Origin of the sequence: Streptomyces sp. NPDC002870 (genome assembly GCF_042888505.1) — a bacterium.
Taxonomy (GTDB): Bacteria; Actinomycetota; Actinomycetes; order Streptomycetales; family Streptomycetaceae; genus Streptomyces.
On the sequence record NZ_JBIAPW010000040.1, the window covers coordinates 14579 to 32324 of the forward strand.

Annotated in this window: 13 protein-coding genes and 1 pseudogene; 3 read left to right on the top strand and 11 right to left on the bottom strand. The window is 69.1% G+C overall.

Annotated features, from left to right (window positions below; translation table 11 throughout):
- Positions 1-123: 123 nt before the first annotated feature.
- Positions 124-1209 (bottom strand): S1 family peptidase, encoded by a 1086-nt coding sequence (locus ACFYWY_RS32910; RefSeq protein WP_389193543.1) that lies wholly within the window; start codon positions 1207-1209, stop codon positions 124-126.
- A gap of 222 nt (positions 1210-1431) precedes the next feature.
- Positions 1432-2244: a slipin family protein gene (locus ACFYWY_RS32915; RefSeq protein ID WP_389193402.1), complete on the bottom strand. Its 813-nt coding sequence runs from the start codon at positions 2242-2244 to the stop codon at positions 1432-1434.
- Between the two features lie 174 nt (positions 2245-2418).
- On the opposite strand from ACFYWY_RS32915, the gene ACFYWY_RS32920 reads away from it, so the two are divergent.
- Positions 2419-3285 (top strand): alpha/beta fold hydrolase, encoded by an 867-nt coding sequence (locus tag ACFYWY_RS32920; RefSeq protein WP_389193404.1) that lies wholly within the window; start codon positions 2419-2421, stop codon positions 3283-3285.
- A gap of 103 nt (positions 3286-3388) precedes the next feature.
- On the opposite strand, the gene fxsT is transcribed toward ACFYWY_RS32920, so the two are convergent.
- The 5 genes from fxsT to fxsA form a co-directional block, all read right to left on the bottom strand.
- On the bottom strand, positions 3389-7330 hold the full coding sequence (fxsT, locus tag ACFYWY_RS32925; RefSeq protein ID WP_389193406.1) for an FxSxx-COOH system tetratricopeptide repeat protein: 3942 nt from the start codon (positions 7328-7330) through the stop codon (positions 3389-3391).
- A complete protein-coding gene (locus tag ACFYWY_RS32930) occupies positions 7314-8648 on the bottom strand; it encodes a TIR-like protein FxsC (RefSeq protein WP_389193409.1) in 1335 nt (444 codons plus the stop codon). Before ACFYWY_RS32930 ends, fxsT begins: the two co-directional genes overlap by 17 nt.
- Positions 8649-8760: 112 nt before the next feature.
- Positions 8761-9471: an AAC(3) family N-acetyltransferase gene (locus ACFYWY_RS32935; protein ID WP_389193546.1), complete on the bottom strand. Its 711-nt coding sequence runs from the start codon at positions 9469-9471 to the stop codon at positions 8761-8763.
- Between the two features lie 58 nt (positions 9472-9529).
- Positions 9530-11734: a radical SAM/SPASM protein FxsBH, inactivated beta-hydroxylase extension form gene (gene fxsBH / locus ACFYWY_RS32940; RefSeq protein WP_389193412.1), complete on the bottom strand. Its 2205-nt coding sequence runs from the start codon at positions 11732-11734 to the stop codon at positions 9530-9532.
- A gap of 9 nt (positions 11735-11743) precedes the next feature.
- Positions 11744-11908 carry an FxSxx-COOH cyclophane-containing RiPP peptide gene (fxsA, locus tag ACFYWY_RS32945; RefSeq protein ID WP_389193415.1) on the bottom strand — a complete coding sequence of 55 codons (165 nt, stop codon included), beginning with the start codon at positions 11906-11908 and terminating at the stop codon, positions 11744-11746.
- Positions 11909-12138: 230 nt separating this feature from the next.
- Here fxsA and ACFYWY_RS32950 point away from each other — a divergent pair, with 230 nt between their 5' ends.
- Complete coding sequence (locus tag ACFYWY_RS32950) at positions 12139-13041, top strand: DUF4231 domain-containing protein (protein WP_389193418.1); 903 nt, start codon at positions 12139-12141, stop codon at positions 13039-13041.
- 7 nt (positions 13042-13048) lie between these two features.
- On the opposite strand, the gene ACFYWY_RS32955 is transcribed toward ACFYWY_RS32950, so the two are convergent.
- The 4 genes and pseudogenes from ACFYWY_RS32955 to ACFYWY_RS32970 form a co-directional block, all read right to left on the bottom strand.
- Positions 13049-13534 (bottom strand): hypothetical protein, encoded by a 486-nt coding sequence (locus ACFYWY_RS32955; protein ID WP_389193420.1) that lies wholly within the window; start codon positions 13532-13534, stop codon positions 13049-13051.
- 127 nt (positions 13535-13661) lie between these two features.
- Positions 13662-14561, bottom strand: a complete 900-nt coding sequence (locus ACFYWY_RS32960) for a S1 family peptidase (RefSeq protein ID WP_389193422.1) — start codon at positions 14559-14561, stop codon at positions 13662-13664.
- A 258-nt stretch (positions 14562-14819) separates the two neighbouring features.
- Positions 14820-15606: pseudogene (locus ACFYWY_RS32965) on the bottom strand (DUF1684 domain-containing protein).
- A 142-nt stretch (positions 15607-15748) separates the two neighbouring features.
- Complete coding sequence (locus ACFYWY_RS32970; RefSeq protein ID WP_389193549.1) at positions 15749-17011, bottom strand: DUF5685 family protein; 1263 nt, start codon at positions 17009-17011, stop codon at positions 15749-15751.
- 289 nt (positions 17012-17300) lie between these two features.
- On the opposite strand from ACFYWY_RS32970, the gene ACFYWY_RS32975 reads away from it, so the two are divergent.
- The gene (locus tag ACFYWY_RS32975) at positions 17301-17738 is read left to right on the top strand and encodes a cell division protein SepF (RefSeq protein ID WP_389193424.1); all 438 of its coding nucleotides are present in this window, start codon (positions 17301-17303) and stop codon (positions 17736-17738) included.
- The last annotated feature ends 8 nt before the right edge of the window (positions 17739-17746 follow it).

Sequence of the window (17746 nt, forward strand, 5' to 3'; positions counted from 1 at the left end):
CACCCGAGCGCGAAGGGTTGCAACCAGGGGGCGTGCGGGGCGTGCACCGTGCTGGTCCGGACCGCCAAAAAAGAGGTCCGGCCCGCCAGTGGCGGGCCGGACCAGGCAGAGATGAGGGAGCCGTCAGCCGATCTCGGCTCCGAACGCGCTCAGCGCCTCCGGCACCGGCTGGAAGAAGGTCTCGCCGCCCGAGGAGCAGTCACCGCTGCCGCCCGAGGTCAGACCGATCGCGGTGTCGCCCGCGAAGAGCGAGCCGCCGCTGTCGCCCGGCTCGGCGCAGACCGTGGTCTGGATGAGACCGTTGACGATGTCGCCGTTGCCGTAGTTCACGGTGGCGTCGAGCCCGGTGACCTCACCGTCGTGCACCTGGGTGGTGGAGCCGCTGCGCTGCACCTGCATGCCGACAGTCGCCTCACCCGCCTTGGTGATCGCCTGCGAGCTGCCGTTGTAGAGGTTGACCTCGCTCGGGTGCTCGGTGCTGCCGCTGTACTTGACGAGCGCGAAGTCGTTCTCGGGGAACTGCGAGTCGACCATCGAGCCGATCGCCGCGCCGCCCGCGGAGTCAGACCACTCGCTGCCGGCCTGGCCGCAGTGTCCGGCGGTGATGAAGTGCGGCTCGCCGTCCTTGACCACGTTGAAGCCGAGCGAACAGCGTCCGCCGCCGGAGTGGATGGCGTCGCCGCCCGCGATCAGGGGCTTGAACTCCCCGGCGGACTTCTTCAGTTCGGCCATGCCGCCCAGGCCCTTGACGACCTGGCTGAGCTTGTCCCAGGCCGCGCCCTTGACCGTACGGTCGGCGGTGACCATGACCCTGTTGGTGACCGGGTCGACGGCCCAGGAGGTGCCGGGGATGGTCGCCTTGGTGGTGAGGGTCTGCCGGGCGGTCTTCAGCTCGGCGAGGGTGTTCTCCACGATTCTGGCCTTGCCGCCCGCCTTGCGCACGGTCTCGGCGGCCGTCTCGTCGACGACGTTCACCACGAGGGACTTGGCCTCGGCGTCGTAGTACGTGCCGGCCGCGTCGGTGCCCAGGTCCTTGCTGAGGGTGGAAGCAAGGTTTCCGGCCGCTACCGCGGACAGCGTCTTGGCGACGAACTGGTCAGTGTCGTCACTGGCGTTCGCACTCTGCAAGGTGACGCCAGCGGCTACCAGTGCGACGACCGCGCCGCCTGCGATCGCCGCTTTCCTCTTGGGCATGCGTCGGTGCTTCAACATCGACCTCCTGTGGGGGCCGCGTCCGGACAAGTGGGGTGCCAGGACACGGAGGATGGGCCGCCCACTATTCCGATACCGATCGGTAGCACACAAGGTCGACTTCAGGACGCGCACACGACAACGCGGTTGCGTTCACAGTGCCTTCACAGGAAGCGTCCCCACTGGTCGGTTTCGTTTGCGAACACCGCGTGCAACCAGGCCATGGGCAACGCGTAAGGACTAGTCCTGTCCTGTTTTCGTCTCCGCGGGACCGGATTCCGCGGGTTGCAGCGGCTGCTGGGCCCGTTCCAGGAAGCGCAGCAGCTCCACCGGGAAGGGCAGTACCAGGGTGGAGTTCTTCTCCGCGGCGACGGCGACCACGGTCTGGAGCAGCCGCAGCTGGAGCGCTGCGGGCTGTTCCGACATCACGCCGGCCGCCTCTGCCAGCTTCTTGGATGCCTGGAGCTCGGCGTCCGCGTTGATGACCCGGGCCCGCCGCTCACGGTCCGCCTCCGCCTGCCGCGCCATCGACCGCTTCATCGTCTCCGGCAGTGAGACGTCCTTGATCTCCACCCGGTCGATCTGCACGCCCCAGCCGATCGCCGGGCTGTCGATCATCAACTCCAGTCCCTGATTGAGCTTCTCGCGGTTCGACAGCAGATCGTCCAGATCGCTCTTGCCGATGATCGACCGCAACGACGTCTGCGCCATCTGCGAGACCGCGAACCGGTAATCCTCCACCTGCACCACGGCATCGGCGGCGTCGACGACCTTGAAATAGATCACCGCGTCGACCCGCACCGTCACGTTGTCCCGCGTGATCCCGTCCTGCGCGGGCACCGGCATCGTCACGATCTGCAGATTGACCTTACGAAGCCGGTCCACGAACGGCACGATGAGCGTGAAACCAGGGCCGCGTACTGAGGACTTGAGCCTTCCGAGCCGGAAGACCACCCCTCGCTCGTACTGCTTGACCACCCGGCCCGCCGCCATCACATAGACGACGCCCGCGGACGCGACGGCCACGCCGGCCGTCACCAGTGCCTCAATCATCACGGCCCCCTGGGGTGCGATGTGGACGCGTCTGCACGTACCTCTTCGACGGTAACCCCCAAATGACTACAAAGGCAGTCCCGGTCAGGGCCCTGATGGGTAATCATCGAACCGGTGGGGAATGCCAGGCTCACCATGCCTGCACGGGGCACTTACGACGAAGGGGGCTCGGGAGTGCGACGTCGGGTGCGCGCGGCGGACGGGCGGCATCTGATGGTGGAACGGCTGGGCGATCCGCGCGGCAGACCGGTGTTCCTGCTGCACGGCACCCCCGGCAGCAGGCTGGGCCCGGCGCCGCGCGGCATGGTGCTGTACCAGCGCGGCATGCAGCTGATCGCGTACGACCGCCCCGGCTACGGCGGTTCGGACCGGCTGGCGGGACGCAGCGTCGCCGATGTCGCCCAGGACGTACTGGCGATCGCCGACGAGCTCGGCCTGGAGCGGTTCGCCGTGGTGGGCCGCTCGGGCGGCGCACCGCACGCGCTGGCCTGCGCGGCCCTGATGCCGGAGCGGATCACCCGTACCGCCGCCCTGGTGACGCTCGCGCCCAGGGACGCCGACGGACTCGACTGGTTCGAGGGCATGGCCGCGTCCAATGTCCTGGAGTACACCAGCGCGTCGGACGACCCGGCAGGGCTGACCGCGCGGTTCATCCTGCGCTCCGCCGAGATCAGGAAGGACCCGATCCGGCTGCTCGACGATCTGCGCAGAGAGCTGACCGAATCCGACCGGATAGTGGTGTCGGACGCGGGGGTCAGATCCATGCTGCTTCGCAACTACCAAGAGGCGCTGCGTACTTCCGCGTACGGCTGGATCGACGACGCACTCGCCTTCTGCAGCCCCTGGGGTTTCGACCCGGCCGACATCAAGGGCCCGGTGATGCTCTGGCACGGCGAGAAGGACGTCTTCTCGCCCGTGGGACACTCCCGCTGGCTGGCGCAGCGCATCCCCGGCGCGACGGCCGTACTCGAACCGACGGCCGCGCACTTCGACGCGCTGCATGCGCTGCCGCGGATCCTGACGTGGCTGCTGGAGAGGTGACCGGGGCCGCCCGGCAGCCGGTTTTGTCCTCAATCGCCGGACGGGCTTGAAAATCAAGCCCCTCCGGCGATTGAGGAGCGGGGTCCGGGGCGGAGCCCCGGGGTCAGACGGAGAGCGGCTCCAGATCGCGGTGCACCCTGCGCTCGTCCCGCGCGATCCTGGTCAGCGCATGCTCCTCACCGAGCAGCCGCTGCAGCTCCACCACAGTCTCCGCCCGCACATGCGCCGCCTCGTCCTTGCGGCCGAGCAGGCCGAGCGTGACGGACATGTTGGAGACGATGCCGAGCACCTCGGGATGGTGCGAGCCCAGTACCTCCCGCAGCCGGCCCACGGTCCGTTGCTCGATCTCCAGCGCTTCCTCCAGACCGCCCAGATCCGCAAGCGCGTTGGCGAGGTTGATGGTGCTGTACAGGGCGTGCGGATGGTTCTCGCCCAGGACCTCCCGCATCGTCCTGGACGCCTTCACCAGCAGCTGTTCCGCGGCCTCCGGAGCGCCACAGCCCCACTGGAAGATGCCCAGGTTGTTGAGGGCGGCGAGGGTGTACGGGTGCCGCTCCCCCGGCACCCTCATGTACTGGTCGACGACTTCCTGCGCCAGGTCCCGCGCCGCGACCGGCTCCCCGGCCGCGAACAGGTCGGCGGCCAGATTCAGATCGCAGGCGAGCGAGTCGGGGTTGGCCGATGTGTACTTGGCGCGATAGCGGTTGCGGGTGGCCGTCGTCAGCCGCCGCGCGTCCTCGATCCGCCCGGCCCTGCGCAGCGAGACGGCGAGGCTCTTGGCCGCCGCCAGCGTGCCCGGGAAGGCCCGGCCAAGCTGCTGCTTGTAGAGCTCGTACGTCCGGCTGAGCAGCGAGACCGAGTCCTCGTACCGGCCGACTTCCCGCAGGTCACGGGAGAGGTTCATGGCCGAGGAGAGGGTGTACGGATGCTCCGGGCCGAGTACTTCGGTGCGCCGGTCGAAGACCTCCTGGTCGATCTCGCGGGCCCGTGCGTACTGGCCGACCATGCGCAGATTCAGCGCCAGGTTGTTGGCGGCCGCGAGGGTACGCGGATGGGACTCGTGGAAGATCTGGCTGAAACCCTCGTGCGCCTCGGTCGCCAGCTCCATCGCCCTGCCGTACTGGCCGAGGGTGCCCAGGTCCATCGCGAGACCGCTGGTGGTCATGTACGTATGCGGGTGGGAGGTACCCAGCACCGCCTGCTGACGCTCCAGGGTCACCTCGTCCAGCTCCTTGGCCTCCACGTAACGGCCTTGCGAGCGAAGGATGTTGGAGAGGTGGAAGCGGAGATAGAGATACTGCAGATCGTCGTTGCCCAGCATCTCGCGCCAGATCTCGCGCAGTTCGTCGGCGAGCGTGTACGCCGCGTTCAGGTCACCGCGCTTCCACAGATAGCGCACCCGGTCGATCATCAGCCGGCGCGTCTCGGGCTCCTTGCAGAATCTGGCCTCTGAGGTGCCGAGGTGCGGCCAGATGCTGGCGAACCGCGGCCAGGTCTCGGGGTTGTCGATCGGCTCGTCGTCGTCGGGCCGCGCGCCCGCGAGGACCCGGTGGACGGCGTGCCGCGCGTCCTGCTGCTCCTGTTCGGTGAGCTGGGCCCGGATGACCGCCTGCACCAGTCGGTGCACCTGGATGCTGTTGGAGACCTGGTCGACCTTGGCCAGCGCGAACCGGCCGATCTCCCGGATGACCCGGCCGAGCACCAGCTTCTCCTGCAGCGAGGAGTCGTACGGCTTGAGCGCGTCGATCATCTCCTTGCTGTAGAGGAGGTTGGCGGAAATCGGCTCCGGGGCGAAGAAGGCGCAGAGCTGGAGGAGGCGCACCGCGGCGGGCGAGCGCTCCTTGAGCCGTTCGATGGAGACGTTCCAGGTCGCGGCGACCGGCTCGGGATAGCCGGCGGGCTGGTTGAGCGCGAGGACGCTCGCGGCCTGTTCCCTGAGCTGTTCCAGATACGCGGCGACGGGTGTGGCGGTCTCCGCGATCCAGGCCGCGGCCTGTTCGACGGCGAGCGGCAGGTCTCCGACGGCAGTGGCGACCTGGTCGGCGTCCTCGATGCTCAGCCCGCGGGCCCGCCGCTGGAGGTGCTCGATGGACTCCTCGCGCAGGAATACGTCGACGGGCAGCGCGTCCCCGTACTGCGACCAGGTCTGGTTCCTGGAGGTGACCAGAATGTGCCCGGGCCCCTGCGGCGGGAAGAACCGCTTGAGCTGCTCGGGGTCGTCGGCGTTGTCGAAGACCAGCAGCCAGCGGGAGGACGGCACTCCGCGCCGCAGCAGGTCGATGGCCTCCTGCGAGGCGGCCGCCATGTCCTCGCTGCCCTGCGCGCCGAGCCGGACGGCGAGTTCGGCGAGTCCGGCGACCACGTCGTCGGGCTGCTCGGAGGAGATCCACCACACCAGGTCGTAGTCGGCCATGAAGCGGTGGACGTACTCCAGGGCGACCTGGGTCTTGCCGACGCCGCCGAGCCCGTACAGGGTCTGCGGCTGGGGCAGCACCGCGGCCACCGTCATTCCGCCGCCGAGCTGGTCGCGCATCCGCTCCAGCACCACCGAGCGTCCGGTGAAGCCGGGGTTGCGGGGCGGCGCGTTCCAGATCTTCGGCACGGTGCCGGGGAAGCGCGGCCCCGGCGAGGCGCTGTCGCTGAGCTGGACCGGGCGGTCCAGCGCGCGCAGCAGAGCGGTGGTGGCGTGCACCTCGTCGAGCCTGAAGAGGTCCACCGGGTTGCGGTCGATGTACGGGGTGGTGAGCCGGACGTCGCCGACCCGGATCGGCAGCAGATGGTGCCTTCCGCCCCCGGGGTCCTCGGCCGCGGCCCGCGACCACAGCTCCACCGCCCGGGCGGACTTGAGGTATGCGCTGGACAGCAGCACCACGGTGCGGGCAGCGTTCTCCGCGGCGAGTTCGTCCGGATCGGCCGGGTCCCGTTCGACCGAGACATCGCGCGGCACGACCCGGAAGCCGGCCCTGGTGAGCAGAGACTCCACCCAGTCGGCCCACATACGGTTCTCGGCGACATAGCTGAGGAAGAGGTCGGCGGGCAGGGCGGGCCGGCGGCGGGTGAAGGCGTCCCTGATCCGGAGCCTGACGTCTTCCCCGATGGCGGGCATCGAGGTGATCCGCTGGTCGGTGATGACGGCGGTGAGCCGTTCGAAGGCGGAGAGCAGGGAGTTGGTCAGGCCCGCTTCGTCGCCGAAGGTGGCGAGGGTCTCCTCGTAGGCGTAGTAGGGCCGGTACGGAATCTCCACCGCGCCCCAGTAGGCGGTGAGGTCCTCCCCGGCGAGGCCGGTGGGGAAGCGGTCGAACTTCAGCCGGGCCAGCGCGCGTCCGGCGTCCGCCTTCTCCTTCTCTCCCTCGTCGATCCGCATCGGGACCGGGAAGATACGGATGCCCCGGCCGCCGTACCGCTCGTCTATCTGCCGGGCCACCGCGGCGGCGCCGTCGATGGACTGGTCGCTGAGGGTGAAGCAGTCGACGAGGATGTCGGGCAGATGGACGGTGCAGATGTCGGCGATGTCGCTCAGGCCGGTACGGCTGTCGATGAGGACGTAGTCGTAGTTGGCCTTCATGTCCTCGCGCAGCGCGTCGAAGAAGTGGCCGCCGCCGAGCCGGTCGTAGAAGTTGTCCCAGTCGAAGGTGGAGACGGTCGCCGAGTACTCGCGGTTCTGCTTGCCCGCGGAGACGAAGTCGAGTGTGCCGCCGTCGGGGAACTCCCAGCCGAGGCTCTCGGGCGTGAGCGAGACGGCGTGCGGCTGGATGCGCGCGTAGTCGAGATGCCAGTCGTCGCGGCGCGGCTCGGGGCTGGTCGCGGCCCAGGCGTACTCGGTGATCAGGTCGATGACCCCGGTGGTGGCGCCGAGCGTGGAAGGGTCGAGGAAGGGGTGGAAGAAGCGGTGCAGGCCGGGCGCTTCCAGGTCCCAGTCGACCGCCAGGACCCGCTTGCCGTTCGCGGCAAGTATCCAGGCCGTGTTGGCCAGGGCCATCGTGCGGCCCGTACCTCCCTTGTACGAATAGAAGGTGACGATGCGTCCGTCACGACCTGCCGTCATCCGTGTCCTCCGCATCGGGGGCGATGTCACGCGTGTTCGGGACGTAGTGGGTGGTGCCGTATTCGGCCATCGGGCCGCGCAGCCTGGGCCGTTCGACGGGGGCCGCTCCGGCGGGCGCCGCGGGTGGGAAGACCTCGGCGTGCCGCAGATACTCCTGGGCCGCCGACTCCACCACCTGGGGCAGGATCTGGCCGAAGGCCTCCATGCTGAGCACGCCTCTGGCGGCGGCACGGCAGGCGGCCCGGCCCTGGCGCATCTGGTGGGGCATCGTGCGCTCCAGCTTCTCGACCAGCTCGGCCTCGGACGCCCGGCTCTGCGGGTCGTCGCGGTTCCAGGGGACGACGACGCTCACCCAGGGGCGCGGCTCCGCGTCGAACGCGGCGAGCCGCGCGCGCCGGTCCTCGTCCTCCAGTGCCCAGCGGTCGACGAGAAGTATCTCGGGGCGGGTGGGCGGCTGGCTCACGTCGGGCGGCGTCTCATGGTCGAACGAGGAGACCGTCGCCTGGTAGTTGAGCGAGCGCACCAGGTCCTGGGCAACGTACGCCAACGGCCGTGCCGAGTCCGGGTGGTACGGATTCCAGTCCTGGGACTGCTTGCCGTAGTAGTCGGGTGTGCGGCCTTCGGGCAACTCGTGACTCGTGGGCGCGGCGACGGTCACATGCATCGGCCGGGGACCGCCGGTGGGCTTGCCGAAGGCGCTGGGCGCCTGCCGGTAGTCGACGGGGCTGCCCGAGCCGACGCGCGTAGTGTCGGCGACGCTGACGATGCGTTTGGCGAGTTCATAGACGGCGGCCTCGTACTCCTCTGCGAATATCCGGAGTTTGATCAGCCCATAGAGGCCGTCGGTGAAATAGCGGTCGCCGAAGGCCCGGTGGTTGAACTGCAACCGCTCGGCAGGACCCGGCAGTTGCTCCGGCGGCATCGGCACCCACAGCGCGGGCACGATCGCCTCCGCCGGCCTGTTGCTCTTGGCCTGGTGGTAGATCGCCCGCTGGGCGAAGGCGTACCACTCCTTGCCGCACATCTCGCTGGCGAAGTACCGCGGCGAGAACAGCGGCACGAACACCCTGCAGGTGGCCAGTACTTCACCCAGCCGCTCCGACCAGCCCTCCCCCGACCGGATCTCCCGGTCCATGAACCCGGCCGGAGCACCGGCCGGCAGATCGGTCATGGCCATCACATGGCCGCACAGATCGCGGAAGAGCCGCTCCACCCACATGTCCGGATCGGGGCCGCCTGCCCCGTACCGCGGCGTGTGCGCATAACTCAGAAAGAAGTACGGCCGATGGTCAGCCGCTCGCTGCGCTAAATCTGCCACACGACCCCCGTCCTGTGCGAACGCCCGCCCCCACACCCAGCATCGATGAGGGATACGAGCGAATTAATCATTCCGGAGCCCGACACACTCCATCCCCCCGACGTTCAGTCAGTCAACACCGCTTTTCGGTCATCCAGCTCTTCGCATGGTCGACCGCGTCCTTGATCGAGAACAACCTTGCGGGCCTTCCTCCTACTTGTCCCTTCTGTTCCATACCCCATGGGAAGGCGGCGCCGATCGCGTCGAAATCGCTGTCGTCCAGAGCGACGTCCTCGTACTCCGTCCATTCCTTACCCCCGCCGGGTCGCTGCATCACACAACGGTAGGTGCGCCGGGGCGATCCGGTGCGGTATTCGGCGAGATGGAATGCGGTGCAGACGTCGAAATCCACATTGATCATCAACACCTGTGCCCGCGCCCGGTAGAGAGCTCCGAGCGGCGAGTCCTCACCGAGGTGAGAAGTCAGCGGATGCCGGGAGAGGAGTTCCGCGGCGCGCCGCCCCAGCGCCGCGAAAGAGGTCTGCGGATGGGCGCTGCGCACGGCCCCCTCGGCGGTCCGCACGGACTCGGCCAACCGGCCCATCCCCTGACTCCGGGTGGCGGCGGCGTCGAAGGCCGGCATTTCCGCCCGGAAGGCCGCCGCCTGCCCGGGTGTCATCCCGCGCACCCGGGCCAGGTAGGAGTGGGACGTGTCGGAGTTCTCCATGGTGAACGCGGGCACCACCAGCGTGCCGTCCGCGCCCAGCACGTTCAGCAGCGCGTCGCGGACGGTGTCGGCATGCAGCCCCGTGGCGCGCAGCGAGGCATGGACGAGCAGCGTCATGCCGTCCTGCACGCCCAGCCCGCGCAGCGTGTGGGCCAGCCCGCTTACGAGCCCGGCCTCAGCCACGGCCGGCCTCCTTCCAGAGCTCGTCCAGCAGCCGCCGCCCGCTGACGGTCAGCTCCGCCGCGCGTTCCAGGGTTTCCAGGGCGCGCTCGGCCTGGTCGGCGCCGGCCGGTTCGAAGGCGACGAGGCCCACTCGTTCGTACGCCCCGGCCAGCAACTCGGACACCGATGCGGGCTCGTCCTGCCAGGGCGCCGGGTGGCGCCACCAGCCGTCCTGTGCGTACAGATCCGTGACCTCGACCAGCGCGTGCAGCTTCGCCCGCCTGAATCCGCGCAGCAGCGCGGGCGCCAGCTCTTCGGGGCTGCCGGCCGGCGCGATGCCCAGCGCACCGAAGCCGTGCCGGCCCAGTGACGGCTCCCCCGGGACCAGCGGCGTCAGGGTGGTCAGACAGTCCGCGGCCTCCGAAGCCTGTTCGGGTGCGGCCTGCCGCAGCAGCTCCCATGCCCCGGTGAGCCGCTCGCTCCAGTCGGCCACCTCGCCCGCGCCGAGCCGCTCCCGCGCGGGAACGCCGAAGCAGTTGCGGTACGGATCGAGGTCGTCGAGCCGCAGAGCGGGCGCCCCGTCGCCGACGAGCGTGCGCACGGGCCGCCAGCCGTCGCTCTCCTCTTCGGTGCGCACGTGCACCGGCGCACGTCCCTCCACCCGCACCTGGAAGCCCTTCTCGGCCGGGCGCACTTCGGCCTCGCCCGGCTCCCCGGGCCCCAGCCGCAGTTCGCCGAGCGTGGGGAGCCAGAGCCTGCCGTCCCGGTACGGCATCCGGACGGCGAGGCCGAGCCTGCCTCTTACGACCGCTGCGGCGAGGTACGACGCCAGCCGGAGCGCGAGTGGGACCGCCTCCGGCCGCCCCGTACGCAGCGCGGACAGCGTGTCCCGCAGCCAGGTGTAGGTGTACGGGTGGCCGTACACCACATCGAGCGCATCGGCGTGCCCCTCCAGAGCACCTGCCAGCTGCCAGGCCTCGTCCCACTTCTCGCCGCCCCGCCCGTCGAGCTCCTGATGCAGCTCGGCGAGCAGTGTGCGGGTCAGGTCCTGGTGCTCGGCCATCAGCACGCCCGGGTCCGTGACCGCGGGGGACACCGTAAAGGCCGCCGTGCGCTGCTCGATGCCGCGGATCAGCGCCTCGAGGTCGGTGCAGTACACGGAGGTGTTGTCGAAGGCGTTGCCGGAGCTGTAGCGGTGGGTGTAGAGCCCGCCGCCGCACGACCGTACGACGGGACACTGCCGGCACGTCTCGCTGACTCCCTCGAGGCCCAGCTGGCGCGCCCTGACGCCGGGGTGGGCCGCGACGTCGTCGAAGGCGTGCGTGAAGACGTCGAATCCGGTGGCTGCCGCGCCTTCGTAGGCGCTTTTCAGCGAGTCGACCTGCTCCAGGGTGCCGTCGGTCTCGACGACGACGAGGTCGGTGGGGGCCAGGCCGAGTGATTCGGTGAGGCTGGGGCCGCCGCCGAGCGTGGAGAGCACGGATTCGAAGAGCCGTACCGGCACGGTTCTGCCCTGCGCCTCCCAGCGGTCGAAGACCGCGAGGATCCAGTCGGCGTACGCGGTGGGTGAGCCGTCGGGGCGGGCCGGCGGATCGTCCCAGGTGGCGTGCGGGAGCAGGAAGTCGATGAGGGGAGGGTCGAGCTCGGCCAGCGCGTCGTACACGTCGATCGGGTCGTTGGCCACGTCGATCGTGCAGAGAAGGCCGAGGTAGAGGTGGCGGTAGCGCTCCTGCCGGAGCAGTTCGACGGCCCTGAGGACCAGCGGATGGCTGGTGCGTCCGTCTGCGAAGCGGCGATGGCGGTCGTTCGCGCTGCGGTCGCCGTCGAGGGAGATCCCGACCCGGACGTTGTACTCGCTGAAGAGGTCCAGGTAGCGCGCGGAGAGCTGTAAGCCGTTCGTATGGATCCGGAGGTCGAGATCGGCCACTCCGTCGAGGGCTCCGGTGAGCTCCTCGCAGACGCGCCGCAGACGCGCGGGTCCCGCAAGAAGAGGCTCCCCTCCGTGCAGGATCACTGACACGGAGGGCAGGGCATGACTCTTGGCATGCTCGGCCAGTCGCAGAGCTGTCCAGGAAATCGCATCGTCAGAGATTGCCTTTGGGCGGGTACGCCAGCTCTGATCAGCGTGTTCATAGATATAGCAATGGTCACAAGCGAGATCACATCTGCTGTGAACCTTCAATACGATCTCGCGGAATGGGACCAGGGGTCCAGTCATTCCGCCAGTCTAGAGCGCCGAGTTGAACGTGGAAGCACGCAGAGTGCGGCCGGCTGCGGCCGGAAGGACGCGGGCCAGCTTCCTTGCAGTGTCGGTGCTACGGACATCGATCTGAGCCAGCGGAACGCGGTTCTTCTTCGCAGCCGCGAAGGACGCGGAGGTCTGAAACGTCATGGGGGCCGTCCTTGATGTTGTGTCCAGCGCAGATACCACGCACCGTTGCGATGCCGGCGGCACGACTTTACTCTCATGCCCACTCGCAGCAACTCAGCACGTGGAGACGGAACAAAAGAGTTCACCGCATTCTCGCAGGAGAGTACGGAACAAGCCATTCCGCCTAAAGAGTGAAGACAAAACTGCAGACAGGGGTGCGCATGACCGGCTTTCCCGGCCCACTGCAAAGCATGGTCTTCCGAAACACTGATCTGCCAGTTCTCTTCCATCACACGGACGCCATCGCCATCTCGCGCCAGCGCGAGGCCGTCGGTGCCACCCGCTACCAACTGCTGCTACTGGTCGCCGGCGCGGCCCTGGGGGCGCTGCCGTCGTCCCTGGAGCTCGGCGACACCTTCCAACTACCCAGCGCACTCAGCGCGTTGGCGTACGCCGGGGTACTGATCCTCAGCTACCGCTCATCGAGGCGCAAAGCAAAGTCGCAATGGCAACTCAACCGCTCCGCAGCCGAGTTCATCAAGTCGATGTGCTGGCGCTACGCGGTCCATGGAGCACCCTTCGACTCCAACTCCACTGATGCGGACGAGCTGTTCACCGTGCGGCTGGAGGAGGGACTGCGGGAACTGACCAAAGTCGGCTGGCAGGACCCGCGGCCGAGCGTGCCGGAGGTGGCGGCCGGGGAGCTGATCACCACACCCATGCGGCGGCTGCGCGCCAAGGCCTTCAGCGTACGCAAGGAGACGTATGTCAGGGACCGGCTGATCGAGCAGCGCAACTGGTACCACCGCCGCACGGAGATATCCCGCCGGGCGACCGTCCTGTGGTCCGCCTCGATCGGGCTGCTCACGCTGCTCGCGCTGTTCTTCGCGCTGCTTCGTACCTTCTCGCTCGCCGAATCCGCGGAGATGACAGGCCTGTTGTCCTCCGCGGCGGCCGCGTGTCTGGCGTGGAGCGAGATCCGCCGCCATCAACCCCTCATAGCGGCCCACGCGTTGGTGGAGGAGGACCTCGCGGCCATGCATACGGCGATGGAGACCTCGGTGAGCGATGTGGAGTGGCCGTCAGCGGTGTACGAGACCGAGCGCATTGTGTCGCCTCAGCACACCGACTGGCTGGTCAGGCATCGGAGTTGAGGGCTCATCAGATCCAGTGCCGCTCAAGGCCGTCGCGCCAGATGACGGTCACTGGCTTTCCGAGATCGCGTGCGTAGCTGACGATGTCGGCCGTGCCGCCATAGCCCCGGGCGGGGCGACCGTCCCAGACCGCGAGAAGGCGGTCGCAGTTGTCGGCGATATAGGCGCCTGCCGCGTAGTAGGCCTCGTCGGTGGAGTACGGGAAGGCGAGCTGGACCTCCCGGGTGGCGCGGCTCCTGAGGCGCTGGTAGCGGGCCAGCTCGCCGGGGGCCGTGAAGCCGTCCTCGTAATCCCCGCTGGGGATGACCACGGTCAGTTCCGCACCGCAGGCCAGGGCGATGTCCGCGAAGAGCTGATCGGCTCCGGCCGCGAGGCTGGACAGGGCCTCCATCGAGCCGTCGTGGCCGCGGAGCACGGCGTGCATTCCGGCGCGGATATGGGCGTAGGCCTCGGGAGGGATCCCTCTGTGGCCGGTCACTCCAATGCGTTTCACTGACCGTACCCCCCCGTCCCTCCGCGCCCGACCGCTCTGACATCCTCTCAAATGGGGACGCGACGTCGAGCCCCCGTCCTGTCAAACGGACGAGGGCTCGACTGGTGTCGACCGCGAAGGTGGTGCGTCAGTAGACGCTGACTCCATAGGCGCTGAGCGCCTCGGTGACCGGCTGGAAGAACGTGGTGCCGCCGGAGGAGCAGTTGCCGCTTCCGCCGGAGGTCAGGCCGATGGCCCTGCTGCCGGAGTAGAGCGGGCCGCCGCTGTCGCCGGGCTCGGCACAGACGTTGGTGCGGATCATGCCGTAGACGATGTCACCGCCACCGTAGTTGACCGTGGCGTTGAGGCCGGTGACCGAGCCGCTGTGAGTGCCGGTGGTCGAGCCGCGGCGGGTGACGGACATGCCGACCGTGGCGTTGGCCGCGCTGGTGATGTCCTGGCTGCCGACGGTGCCCGGGTGGGAGAGCGAGGTGTTGGAGTACCTCACGATGCCGTAGTCGTTGCCCGGGAAGCTGGATCCGGCCGTCGGGCCGATGCTCGTGGTGCGCGAGGAGTTGGTGTACCAGGGCGGGTTGCCGTCGGTGCAGTGGCCGGCGGTCAGCAGGTAGTAGGTGCTGCCGCTGCGGACGTTGAAGCCGAGGGAGCAGCGCCAGCTGGTGGCATAGATGGCGTCGCCGCCGGAGATGAGCTTGGAGAAGGTGCCGGGGGTGCGCTCGATGCGCAGCGCACCGGAGTTGGACCCGGCCTCCTGCTTGATCTTGGCTATCTCGGCCTGGGAGACGGTGCTGTCGGCCGTGACAACCAGGGTGCCGGCCGCCTTGTCGATGTGCCAGGCGGTGCCTGCCACATCCGCGTCGAGTACGGCGTCGCTCGCGGCGGTGAGCTGGTTGGCGCTGAAGGTCTGGGCCTGGTTTGCGTTGGCTGCGGGGACAGCCAGCGCGGCGGCGGCGATCAGGCCAGTGGTGACGGCGAGCAGACGCGTACGTCTCGCCGTGCCACTGCGGGGGGTGGTGCGCTTGATCCTCACTTGTCGTTCCTCCATAGGGGAATCGGGGGCCCGTTGTGGGGTTCGGGGCCCGTGAGGCGCAGCCATGAAGCACGTTCGATGAAACACGTTCGTTTTCCGGACAAGCCGTGCTCCTGACAGGCGCTGTTCGGGAGTATTCGGGGCGTCAACTTGCCGCGCAAGGGCGCCTTTCGGCCGCTTGGCGTGCCCACGACACATGCCCCCGACGGCGCGGGGGCCGCCGGGGCTGTGCCGTACTTGTCCGGCCGGTAGGACGGGTCAATCGCCCAGGAGGTTCCGTTCGCCCGCCGGGACGCCGGACTCCAGGGGTGTTGCCAGGGGGCGGGAAGGGGCAGATGAAGTGATCCGCGAAGGCACACGACGGCAGCAGCGAACGGTTGAAGTCGACGGTCACCGCGCCGTCCGCGACCGGTGCGGCGGGCCGCGGAAACCGGAAGCGGTAACTGCTGTTTCCGCTGGTGGCATCGGCGAAGACGGCCCACAGTGGGCCGTCCGGTTCGACGGCGACCCGCAGGGTGCGCTCCGCGCCGTCGATCTCGAAGTCGATCTCGCCGCCGAGGCTGAACCCGCACTCGCGTTCGTCGGCATGCTCGACCCGTATGCTCCGGTGTTCCTGGTACGGACGAAAGCGCCCCGGCAGCGGCCGGCGGGCGTCGTACGCGGTCGCCTCGATGCCCCGGAAGGCCTTGCGAGCCGACGAGTTCGGGTCGAAGTTCCGTACCGCCCACAGGCCTTCGCAGCGCAGCACGACTAGGCGCCGATCGCTGTGCGTGACCCGAGCGCCGGGGATCGCGCCGCGGGCGGCCGTGAGCCGGACGTCGCCGGTCAGCAGCCGTCCGAGGACGGTCAGACCGCCCTCGGCGGCAGCGGTCGGCACCATTTCGTCGCCGACCTCGTTCCACTGGCCCGGCACGGCCGGAATTCGACCTTCCGAGTAGTCCGAGAGCCAGTGCGTTCCGGTGAGGGACAACGGTCCGTACGGCGCAGAGACCGTTGCGGTGCGGTGCTCGCGCCAGTCCCCCCTGTCCGCAGATCCGGAGTCGATCGGCCCGCTGCCGTTCGAGAAGCACCCGGAGACCACGCCATCATGAGCAGGACACGCCACGCCGTCGCCTTCGGGCACGACCGAGTCGGCGATCGAGAAGTCGCAGATCTCGCCGCCCGAGCTCAAGTGATCTGACGCCCGGTCAGCAGTCGCAGCCGCAGCACTCGCAGCAGTCGCAGTCGCACTTGTGGCAGCAGCCCTCGCGCTTTTTGCGGGACCAGGGGCCTTCGTACTCTTCGGCGCAGCACAGCTTGCAGGTGCAGCACAGCCCGATGAATGCGGCGCAGCCGGCCCAGAAGCCGCGTCTGCCGGGCCGCTGGGGTCCCTGGTGGAAGCCGGGCGGCATACCGCCGGGCCCGCCAGGGCCGCTGGGGCCGCCCCCGCCGTAGGGGTTGCCCCCGCCGTAGGGGTTGCCGGCGTCGTAGGGGTTGCCGGCGTCGTAGGGGCCCTGGTCGTACGGTCCCTGGCCATACGGACCCTGGCTGTACGGACCGCCCTGTCCCTGGTCCGGCCCCTGCGGCCGGCCCCCGTGCCCCTGGTGCGCGCAGGCCGTCGTCCCGAACGCCCGGTTCACCGAGTTCTGCAGCTCGTGCGCCAGCAGCACATGCACCAGCTTGTCGTCGGCGAAGCGGGTGTCGCGCAGCGCGAGCCGCACCCCGTGCACCGCGTCGTCGGCGAGCCGTCGCGCCTCGGCCCGGGGGGTGCCGGTGGCGGTGAGAGGGTTCCAGGCACCCGACGCCGTGTCAGCTTCCTTGTCCTCGACGGCATCCAGCAGATGTGCCAGCCGTCCGAAGAGCCTCCCGGCCTCGGCCAGCGGCGCGATGTTCTCCGGCCGTCCGGCCAGTACGGCGGTGTGGGCGAAGGCGGCCGCGGTCGCCGTCTCGGTCGGCTCTGTGACGGTCAGCAGCGGGGTGCCGGGCCCGGCCAGCGCCTCGATCCCGCTCTGCCTCTCGACGGCGTCGAGCAGCACCGCGGTGTCGAAGCCGAGCTCCGCGCCGGTGCGCGCCCCGGCCCGGTCCCAGCCCGCGGCGACGCGGAGGGCTGGGGCGGCCATCGGTCTGCGGGCCAACACGCCGTCCCGGTCGGCGACGTGGTCCCGTATCTTCGCCGACGCCAGCACCAGGGAGACGGCGGCCGCCAGGCGCGCTCCTTCGCCCTGGGCGACGGGCGCCGTGCGCATGGCGCGCAGCGGGCAGGGGCCGGCGGTGCGCCGGGAGGCGGGGGTGCGCTCGGTCTGAGCCTCCGTCAGAACCGAGACGATCAGGCCGTCGTAGTTGGTCACGACCCGGGCGAACTGGCCGTGGTCGGCACGAAGTGCCAGACAGAGTCCGCACAGATGGGCCATCCACTCGGTCTTGAGGCCGTCGGTGAGGCGATGAGTGCATGGCCTGACGATTCCGAACACGACGGTCCCCCGAGAGTCGTTCCACAGTGCGGCACGCATCGTATCGAGTGATCCGTTCACCCGGACGCGCCCACCGTCACCCGCGTGACACGACTTTCATATTTTGGGCCTGCCACCCCCCGTACACAGGAAGAATATTGACGAATCGCCACATCTTCTGCACCAGTACCGTCACGAATCCCCTGCGCGGCGACTATCTACTTGGCGCGCGATCCGCATCATGGACGACCATAGGGACGCGGAACGAGAAAAGACCGCAATGAGCGGACTGGAGCGGAAGGAGGCGTCCATGGGATCTGTGCGCAAGGCAAGCGCCTGGCTGGGACTCGTCGAGGACAGTGACGAGCGTTACTACGACGAGGAGTACGCCGAGGGTGCTGAGACGGGTGACGCGTGGGTCACCGACCCGCGGGTGCGCGTGGCCTCCGAGTCCGCCCAGGAACAGGGCCGCCGCATCGCCACTGTCTCCCCGGACAGCTTCCGGGACGCCCGCGGGATCGGTGAGCTGTTCCGGGACGGCGTCCCGGTCATCGTGAACCTCACGTCCATGGAGCCCTCCGACGCCAAGCGCGTGGTGGACTTCGCCGCGGGGCTGACCTTCGGGCTGCGCGGCTCGATCGAGCGCGTCGCCACCCGGGTCTTCCTGCTGAGCCCCGCCGACACGCAGGTCGTCAGCGGGGAAGCCGCGAGCCGTTCTGCCCAGGACGGTTTCTTCAACCAGAGCTGAGCAGGGCG

What these genes read in the sequence shown, in the direction of transcription:
- fxsBH (WP_389193412.1), bottom strand. Translation starts at nt 11,734, where the DNA reads ATGACTGGACCCCTGGTCCCATTCCGCGAGATCGTATTGAAGGTTCAC.
- fxsA (WP_389193415.1), bottom strand. Translation starts at nt 11,908, where the DNA reads ATGACGTTTCAGACCTCCGCGTCCTTCGCGGCTGCGAAGAAGAACCGC.
- ACFYWY_RS32950 (WP_389193418.1), top strand. Translation starts at nt 12,139, where the DNA reads ATGGTCTTCCGAAACACTGATCTGCCAGTTCTCTTCCATCACACGGAC.
- fxsT (WP_389193406.1), bottom strand. Translation starts at nt 7,330, where the DNA reads ATGACGGCAGGTCGTGACGGACGCATCGTCACCTTCTATTCGTACAAG.
- ACFYWY_RS32975 (WP_389193424.1), top strand. Translation starts at nt 17,301, where the DNA reads ATGGGATCTGTGCGCAAGGCAAGCGCCTGGCTGGGACTCGTCGAGGAC.
- ACFYWY_RS32915 (WP_389193402.1), bottom strand. Translation starts at nt 2,244, where the DNA reads ATGATTGAGGCACTGGTGACGGCCGGCGTGGCCGTCGCGTCCGCGGGC.
- ACFYWY_RS32935 (WP_389193546.1), bottom strand. Translation starts at nt 9,471, where the DNA reads ATGACGCTGCTCGTCCATGCCTCGCTGCGCGCCACGGGGCTGCATGCC.